This is a genomic window from Betaproteobacteria bacterium (genome assembly GCA_009377585.1).
Classification (GTDB): domain Bacteria; phylum Pseudomonadota; class Gammaproteobacteria; order Burkholderiales; family WYBJ01; genus WYBJ01.
The window spans coordinates 22,201-30,250 of sequence record WHTS01000073.1; the positions used below are offsets into that span (position 1 = coordinate 22,201).

Genomic DNA, 8,050 nt, shown 5'->3' on the forward strand with positions numbered 1-8,050 from the left:
TCCAGGACAACGGACATCGGCATGGCTGAGCGGCCGGCCGAGGCGGTGATCGTTCCGCACGCCGAGCTATCCGACGATGCGCTGCGAGGGGTGATCGAATCGTTCGTGTTGCGGGAAGGCACGAACTATGGGGAGCGCGAGTTCTCGCTGGAGCAGAAAGTCGCGCATGTGTTGCACCAACTCGAGCGCGGCGAGGCGCGGATCGTGTTCGATCCCGCCAGCGGATCGGTCGACATCGTGCGCGATCGGGGTCGATCGGCACTCCGGCGTGACGCCTGAACGCAATGGCCTGAACGCAATGGCCTGAACGCAATGGTGTGTTCGCTGTCGTACAGACACTGCGCTCGATTCGAATCCAGACTTGTCCGCATGCGAAGTGACAGTGCCCGGGCGCAGTGCCGCCCGTTCGCTATCCGTTCGCACTGATCCTACAGGAGTTACTACAATGGCCAAGGGCCAGCAACGAGGCAATCGCGAAGCCAAGAAACCCAAGAAGGCAAAGGCGCCGGCGCCGGTAGCGGCGGCACTCAGTCGTCCCCCGGCGAAGGGCTCGGGATTCATACCCGTAAAGCCGAAATGACGCCGAGCTAGCTGGGGCTCGCCGCCGATCGGGCGCTTCGTCGAGCGCCGCCTGGGCGCAAGTTAGCCGAGGTTTTTCCAGTCGGTCAGCAGGCGGTCGAATTCACGCTTCACCACCGCATAGCATTCGCACACGCTGCGCTCGATCTTGGCACGGTCGAGTACGGTGATGTACCCGCGGCGATAGCGGATCAGGCCGGGGCAGCAACGGCGGTCGTAGGGAAATAGGTGTGTGTGCCGGACTCGACCAGGGCTTGCGCGAGTGACAGCTCGACGCGTTCGATTTCGATGTCTGTCAGAAGGCGAGCAGGAAGCCTGTTGGCCATGCGTATGACGGGAAGCGCGGTCTGAGCCGCGCAGCCCGCGCCTGGGCGCAAGCGCAACCAAATACGACGCGCCCGCTGAGGGGCTGCCTAACCTGAAGCGGCTTCGGCAGCTTCGATCGCATCGTTCCAATCCTGGCGAGACCGGGCGCCAGCGCGGCGCAGTTCCAGAAGCGCCATGACCAGCGCGTGCGTCGAAGCATCCAGCGCCGTCGCTTCCGCGCGCCGGAAGTCTCCTCCCGTCACGAGCGCGACCAGGATGCGCTTCAGCAGCCGCGACTGCGCGAATGCGGGATTGGCTTTGATCTGGTCGACCGCATGCTGCAAAGGATCCTGGATTGCCGCCTGCTCTCGAAAGGTCACGGCTTGTCGAAGCGTGACGAAGAACTCCGCCGCCGACAGCACATCTCGCGACTGTTCAGCGCGTCTGGCGCCCGCGGTTTGCGTGTCCATCAGCGGCTCGCGACCATGCTTGCGACGATCAGGCATGCCCCTGCAGTGGCGGCTGCCATGACAAGCGCGAAAATATTCGGCGCGCCGTCGGCACCCGGCGCGACGCTCATCATGGATGCCAATTGCATCCCGACGCCACCCCCAACGAAGCCCAGAAAAACGGAAGTCCAGAGACCTCGATGAGTGTTCAATCGAAACAGCGCGCACGCAAGCCAACCGATGAGCGCGCCCGCCAACATACCCAGGACCAGATTCATGACTTCCCCGAACGAGTGGAATGTCGCACCCTAACGATCCGGCTTCGAACGGTCTGTGCGCTTGCGCACACGGCCACAAATCTCACCCTTGCGCAAAGCCATACGCAGCGAGCGAGAGCGCCGGCGAACGAGGAGAGGCGATGCCAGCACAGCAACCGCGTCGACGATTTTTCTACGGATGGACGATCGTGGCCGGCGCCTGGGCCATGTACATGCTGAACCAGGCTGCGTTCACCTGGGGCTTCACCGTTTTCGTAAATCCACTCGCCGAGGAGTATGGCTGGAGCCGCACCAGCATTACCATCGCTTGGGCGCTGTCGTTGAGCTGGGGCCTGCTGCTGGGACCGTGGTTCGGAAGGTGGTTCGATCGGTACGGATCGAGATCGCTCGTGATTCTCGGCGGCGTCCTCGGAGGCTCGGGCTGGCTTCTGATTCCCACCGCCACGAGCTATTGGGCATTTCTCGCGTACTTCGTGCTGCTGGTAGGAACCGGAATCAACGGCGCGCTCGGACCCTCGATCGGGTCCGCGATGCAGAAGCAAGAATCAAGACCTGATCCCCGTTCGATGCAAGAGGCACGACCTGTCCCCCGTTCACCCAAGGAGCAAGGGCATGAAACTGAAAGCAGCCTTGCAGGTATTCAATCAATCGCGCGTACAGACTTCTCCGGGCGTCATCGAGGGCCTCACCATCCGCAAGCTCGCGGGAAGCGCCGAGCATCCGAGCGAGCGCATCAACGTCGGCCTGGCGACCTTCGGACCCGGGACTCACGAGCATCTTCACTGGCACTTGATCGAGACTTTCCACTACATCGTTGCCGGCCGGGGCATCGTGCGCGACCTCGAAGGCAATAGCTACGACGTCGGTCCCGGCGACGTGGTGTACGGACCGCCTGGAATACGCGGAGCACACGAGTGGGAAGTCCAGGAGACGCTGCAACTGCTCACCATCAAAGCCACCAACGCACCCGAGCGGGCAATCCAATTCAGCATCGACCGGGCAACCATGGAATCGAAAGCCGATTTCGACTACTTGATCGAGCGCGGCGCAGGCGATTTGAAGGAATCGTTCTATTGATGTCGATACACGCCGCGCAATCGGGCAGCAGACAAGCGATCGACACCAGATATCAGACTGCCAGCGAAGTCATGGCCCGATCGCACGCGGCGTGAAGCATCTGATCGCCCAACAGGACCGTCATACTTCGTCTCCGGCCTCGAGCTGCAACGCCCTCACTTCTCTCGGATCCCGGCCTCCCGTATGACCTTCCCCATCCGCTCCACTTCTTCCCGCGACGACGCCGCCGCCGCGGTTGTCGACCACCACCTGCTGGCCGAACGCGCTCGTCAGCCCTTGCGCCAGCAGCCGGCTGATGAAATCGCCGCCGCCTCCAGCCTGAGAAGCGACGATGCGCACGGTCTTCGTTGGAAACTCTTGTGCACCGCCCGGGCCTGCTGCGAGCAGCAATGCGGCGGCCGAGAGTCGAATGGCGAGCTTCAGTGGGACCCTCCGAACCGCGGGTACACCTTCAGCACATGATCTCGGCGTGCCTGCGGGGTTCATGCTGCTTGGTCCTTTTTGGCCGGGACGATGGGCAAGAGCAGATAGGACACCCTGTCGCCGCCAGCGTGAATGGTGTTGCGGGCGCCGATGTTGTAATCGGCGTGATAGTGGCGATATGCGGAGGCGCCCACACCGTCGCGCGGCTGCACGTCGAGCTGAATGTGATGGCCTTTCTTGAACACCATGGACGTGGGCCAGATTTCGAGGTGGCACTCGACCACGTCGTCCGGCGTAAGCCAGAGCCGCTCGGTGTGCGCGTGATAGGGCCGATAGGGCAGCGAGCGCTCCGGGTCGAGGGCGCGGTGCGAAACCCGCAACCAGCCCTTGGTGACCGGAACGTGATCGCCGCCTCCTTGCTGGCCTTCTTCCCAAACGTCCCGACCGTCCGGGCCGATGTTGCGGATGGTCACGAAGATATCCATGTCCTCAGAGGAGCTGGACACCCAGAGCACCAGAGCGATCGGCCCCGTGATCTCGGTATCTTCCTGCAAGGGCGCGGTCAGGAATGAAACGCCCGTGCGCGCTACACTGCCAGCCGCGTGCGACGGTGCGGAGGAGCTGACCCCGGCGTGCGACGGCGGACTCGCGGCGTAGGTGATGCTGCGGGCTTCCTGCGGCGGCGCGGCCACCAGCTCGCCTTCCGCTTCTCCCGTCGCACTTTGCCGATCCGAATCGACCTTCAGGAACATCTTCGTCCATTGCGTCCGCGCCAGCGGCCATTCGTTCTCGAAACGGAATTTGTAGTTCTTCAGATCGCCCCCGGTGCGGATCATCAGCTTGACTGGCGGCTCGTCCATGATCCCGTTGTCGGCGCCTTTCAGCCAGTAGTCGAAGAACCGGAGCCGGTTTCCCAGGCGAGATAGGGATTCGCTTCCTCCTCCAGGTCCTCCGGCGGAATCCAGAGACGGTCTTTCTGGTATGGGCCGATGTTCATGATCGCCGGCACCCGCTCGCTGCCGACGCCGGGGCGAAGCACATCGGCGTAAAGCACGGCGCCGTCGCGCATCGGGACCTTCACGTCCTTCTCGACGATCAGCTCGACGTCGCGCGGCTGGGAAACATTGTGGGTGGTCGTCATCTCGGCTCTTTCGTCATCGGGTTTCGAAGCTCGTGCCTGCAGCTGTGCGGTCCTGCATGCTCGCGGCGGCGCGCGCTTGCATCTATTCGGGTTGCAGCGTCCCCTTCGCGATCAGCGCAGTCAAAGCCTTCGCCTGCGCCTCGATGAACGCGGCGAACTGTGCGGGCGTCCCGCCTTCCACGTCGAGCCCCAGTTGCGCGAAGCGCTGTTCGATCTCCGCGCTGCGCAACAGCCGGTTCACCTCGGGTTGGCCACCAGGATGAGCGGCGCCGAGCCGATGTAGATCACCGGCGTGAAATCGCGAAAGCCGTAGGTCGGCTTGCGCCGCAACAGGATGCTGTTGAGACTCGGACCCGGATTGGTGACGAGCAGCGTATAGCCGTCCGGCTGCGCTCGCGCCACCAATTCCGCACCGAGCGACCCACCGGCGCCCGCCCGATTGTCGACGACGATCTGCTGCCGCCAAGTCTCGGTCAGTTTCTGCGCGAGCATGCGCGCGACCGTGTCGGTCGAGGCGCCCGGACTGAAAGGCACCACCATCCGCACCGGCTTGACGGGGTAAGCGGCCGACGCTGCCTGCGCCGAACCGATAAGCGACATTCCCGCCAGCCAACCGACAAGGAAGCCGACAACCGCCCTGACAACCGATGCTCGAACTGGATTCATTGCACCCCCTGAAGAAATCTTGTTTTCTCAACCGGATGAAGTAGTCGGATTCCGGATCGGAGGCTCACCGCGGGGCGTACACGATCGGCTTGCCCTTGTAGAGCTCGATCCCCAGCGTCGAGTGCCAGCCGTGGCCGACGTAGATATCCGCCCCGGCGTCGATCGCCGCATGCGCGAATTCGCGCACGAACATGGGGGTCTTGTCGCCGCGCTTGCCGTCCGCGATGTTGAAATGGTGCGCGATCACGACGAAGTCGGCCATCTTTCTTGCCTCGTCGATCGAGCGCAGATTGCCTTCCAGGTCGCGCGTGTGGCAGCTGCTCTGGATCTCGAATCGGTCGCCGGCGACGAAGACGTTCGACCCGCGGGTGGACTGGTCGCCGGGCATCTGGAAACTGAACTCCTCGCCCGGCTCGCCGAAATCCATGCTGTGGTTGTGCGCGAGCGACATGATGTCGATTCCCGCCCACGTCAAGTCGCGTGCAACCTGAGGGTCGGCCATCATGAAACTGCCCAGCCAGTCGCCGCGCGCGGCAAAGGCCAGCTCGCCGTAATCGGCGAGGTTCATTTCCAGGTGTGCATAGGTCATGTCCGCGTTGCGCAGAAGATCGACAACAGCCATGGAGGCCGGGTCGTCGTGCATCGCAAAAGGGCGCGAAGCCATGCATTCCCCGGCAAGGGCGACCTGCCAGTCGAGATTGCGAGAAGCCATGTTCAGCCCTCACTGTTTTTTACGAGCGATCAGAATAGCAAACGGTCGGGCGCAGCACCACCGGCGCTCGGAAGCTCCTGACCATTACTTCAAGCGGTAGAAGTCCCTCAGCTCGTCGAAGCGGACATCCGCAGGCTTGGCGTAGAAGTAGTTCTGCCGGTTGACCATCAGGCCGCTCGTGCGCCGCAGGCTCACCAGCATCTCCGCCATCTTCACGGTCACGGCGAGCCCGTCGATCACCGGCACTTCGTCGATGCGATGCACGCCCGCGCGATGCAGCATCAGGTGCATCGGCAGCTCGCCCGGGATCACCACGTCGATGCCGTCCTGCTCGATCATCTCGCGCACGACCTGGGTGAACTTCTCCACCACGGGCTTTGGATTCGTGAACCCGTTCTGCACATCGTCGAAAAAGAGCCCCAAGTGGCGCACCGGACCGCCGAGGCGCTCGAGTCCGTACTTGCGGACATTGTCCTGGTAGAGCGGCGGCATTTCCTCGATGAAGGTGACCATGCCGAACTTCCGCCCGACGTAAGCAGCGGTATGCATGCAGCTGAAGCCCATTCCGACCACGGGAATGTCGACGATGCTCTGTGCGATCTGCAAGTAGGGATCGGGAATGGTGCTCAGCAGGAATGCGTCGTAGCCCTCCTTCTCCGCCTGACGCACGGCGTCGAGAAATTGCAGGCTGTGCATGTGCTGGACGTAGGAGTAGCCGATGTCCTTGCCGGGTTGCATGGTCGTGTGCGAGCCCGGCCGCATGCCGTGAATGTCGATGGTGGTGCCCGGCGCCGCGACCTTGTCGAGATGCTCCCGAATGGCCGCTACATAGTGAGGCAGCTTGTCCAGTTGCGCGAAACTCTGGTGCCACAGTTTCATGGTCGCCCTTACTCCTTGGTCAACGACCGGCCAGCACGCGTGCCGAATCCAGCCCGGCGATACGGCCGAATACGGCGCCCTTCATGACCGACGTGGCTCCGGTGTAGGCGTTGTAGTACGTGCCCATCGTCTCCCCTGCCGCATAGAGGCCCGGTATGGGATCGCCGTCGGTGTTGAGCACTTGCGCGCTCGTGTTCACCTTGAGCCCGCCAAAGGTGAACACGATCGATGAAACGATCGGATACGCCTTGAACGGCGGCCTATCGATCGGACGCGCCCAGTTCGACTTCTCCGGGTGGATGCCCTGCGTAGCGAGACGATCGACCTCCCTCGGCTTGAATGTGCCCGGCACGCAAGCGTTGTTATAGCTCGCGACTGTCGCTTCGAGCGCCGACACGGGAATTGCAAGTTTGCCGGCGAGCTCAAAAAGCGTTGCCGCTTCGATGGCCGGCTGCTCGGTGTAGATGACCAGCTTGTAGTTCGGCACGTCCTCGAGCTTGGCATCGACCACGACATAGGCGATGCCGTTGGGCTGCGATGCGATTTCGCGTGCGACGCTTTCGTACGTCTCGTCGGTCGACCCCGGTGCCTCGTCGACGAACCGCTGGCCGCGGTTGTTGACCAGGATGCCATAGGGATAGATGTAGACCGAAGATCCGGCGCGCGCCGTGCGCGGATCCATGGGCGAGGAATGCCACAAACCGAAATCGCCGCAGGGTGCGGCGCCGATGTCCAGCGCCATGCGGATGCCTTCGCCCTTGTTGTAATGCGATCCGAGCGACATGGTGCGCAGATTCACTGCTCGCTGCCCGATGTAGTGCGTCAGCATGTGCGCGTTGCCTTCGAAGCCGCCGCATGCCAGCACGACAGCGCCGGCACGAAACTGCATCGGCCGATTGCCTCGCCCGACCGCGTCGACGCCGACCACCGCACCCGAGGCATTCTGGATGAGACTGCGCGCCGTCGTCTGGTAGAAGATCGTCCCGCCGTTCTTTTCCAAGCGCGGTGCCAAGGCTTCGATGAGCCCCAGACCGCCGCCCGAAGGCTGGATGCGCGGCTGCACCGACGTCGGAAATGCGTTCGGCAGCGGGATGAAACGAATGCCGAAGGTCATCAGCCAGGCCATCGTTGCGGGCGCTTCGGCCGCAAAGGTTGCTATGACGTTCGGATCGAGATGGCTCAGCGCACGCAGGATCCCTGGCTGCTGCCCGGGGGCATTCAGAAAGCCCTTGATCAGCGTCGGATCGACATGGCCACCGCCGTTGGTGGCGAAGTGCTCCTCGAAATCGTCGCTCACTTCCGAGTCGCTCTTCATTCGCATCCAGGCGCCGGTGTAGCGCGTGTTGCCGCCGCGCTCCTCGACGGGCGCGCGCTCGAGAACCGCGACGCGCACACCGCGCTCCTGAGCCGATACGGCTGCGGCCAAGCCCGCGATTCCGCATCCGACGACGACTACGTCAAAGCTGTGCTCGTCCATGATGAATCCCGTTGCAAAACCATCCGAAGGGGTTTGTCGCCAGTATCGACTCGTGTTGGCGAC

The 8,050-nt window shown here is 63.1% G+C and carries 11 protein-coding genes and 2 pseudogenes; 3 read left to right on the forward strand and 10 right to left on the reverse strand.

Features of this window, described 5'->3' with window-relative positions; translation table 11 throughout:
* Positions 1–45: 45 nt before the first annotated feature.
* Complete coding sequence (locus GEV05_20320; GenBank protein ID MPZ45691.1) at positions 46–279, forward strand: YheU family protein; 234 nt, start codon at positions 46–48, stop codon at positions 277–279.
* A gap of 363 nt (positions 280–642) precedes the next feature.
* Here GEV05_20320 and GEV05_20325 read toward each other — a convergent pair.
* The 3 genes and pseudogenes from GEV05_20325 to GEV05_20335 form a co-directional block, all read right to left on the reverse strand.
* A pseudogene (locus GEV05_20325) lies at positions 643–777 on the reverse strand (Crp/Fnr family transcriptional regulator).
* Between the two features lie 215 nt (positions 778–992).
* Positions 993–1,355, reverse strand: coding sequence for a hypothetical protein (locus tag GEV05_20330; GenBank protein MPZ45692.1), 363 nt, complete (start codon positions 1,353–1,355; stop codon positions 993–995).
* Positions 1,355–1,612 (reverse strand): hypothetical protein, encoded by a 258-nt coding sequence (locus GEV05_20335; GenBank protein ID MPZ45693.1) that lies wholly within the window; start codon positions 1,610–1,612, stop codon positions 1,355–1,357. The genes GEV05_20330 and GEV05_20335 overlap by 1 nt, the downstream gene beginning before the upstream one ends.
* A 20-nt stretch (positions 1,613–1,632) precedes the next feature.
* Between GEV05_20335 and GEV05_20340 the strand changes: the two are divergent.
* Together GEV05_20340 and GEV05_20345 are read left to right on the forward strand one after the other, a co-directional pair.
* Positions 1,633–2,139 (forward strand): annotated as a pseudogene (locus GEV05_20340) (hypothetical protein).
* Between the two features lie 85 nt (positions 2,140–2,224).
* Positions 2,225–2,689, forward strand: a complete 465-nt coding sequence (locus tag GEV05_20345; protein MPZ45694.1) for a cupin domain-containing protein — start codon at positions 2,225–2,227, stop codon at positions 2,687–2,689.
* 120 nt (positions 2,690–2,809) lie between these two features.
* On the opposite strand, the gene GEV05_20350 is transcribed toward GEV05_20345, so the two are convergent.
* The 7 genes from GEV05_20350 to GEV05_20380 all read right to left on the reverse strand — a co-directional run bounded on the left by GEV05_20350 (position 2,810) and on the right by GEV05_20380 (position 7,987).
* The gene (locus tag GEV05_20350; protein ID MPZ45695.1) at positions 2,810–3,028 is read right to left on the reverse strand and encodes a hypothetical protein; all 219 of its coding nucleotides are present in this window, start codon (positions 3,026–3,028) and stop codon (positions 2,810–2,812) included.
* Positions 3,029–3,171: 143 nt separating this feature from the next.
* On the reverse strand, positions 3,172–4,095 hold the full coding sequence (locus GEV05_20355) for a CocE/NonD family hydrolase (GenBank protein MPZ45696.1): 924 nt from the start codon (positions 4,093–4,095) through the stop codon (positions 3,172–3,174).
* A complete protein-coding gene (locus GEV05_20360) occupies positions 3,993–4,253 on the reverse strand; it encodes a hypothetical protein (protein MPZ45697.1) in 261 nt (86 codons plus the stop codon). The genes GEV05_20355 and GEV05_20360 overlap by 103 nt, the downstream gene beginning before the upstream one ends.
* 237 nt (positions 4,254–4,490) lie before the next feature.
* Positions 4,491–4,853 (reverse strand): hypothetical protein, encoded by a 363-nt coding sequence (locus GEV05_20365; GenBank protein MPZ45698.1) that lies wholly within the window; start codon positions 4,851–4,853, stop codon positions 4,491–4,493.
* Between the two features lie 130 nt (positions 4,854–4,983).
* Entirely contained in the window at positions 4,984–5,631 is a 648-nt protein-coding gene (locus GEV05_20370) for a hypothetical protein (GenBank protein ID MPZ45699.1), read from the reverse strand.
* A gap of 84 nt (positions 5,632–5,715) precedes the next feature.
* Positions 5,716–6,510 (reverse strand): racemase, encoded by a 795-nt coding sequence (locus GEV05_20375; GenBank protein MPZ45700.1) that lies wholly within the window; start codon positions 6,508–6,510, stop codon positions 5,716–5,718.
* A 19-nt stretch (positions 6,511–6,529) separates the two neighbouring features.
* Positions 6,530–7,987, reverse strand: coding sequence for an FAD-dependent oxidoreductase (locus GEV05_20380; protein MPZ45701.1), 1,458 nt, complete (start codon positions 7,985–7,987; stop codon positions 6,530–6,532).
* Positions 7,988–8,050: the final 63 nt, after the last annotated feature.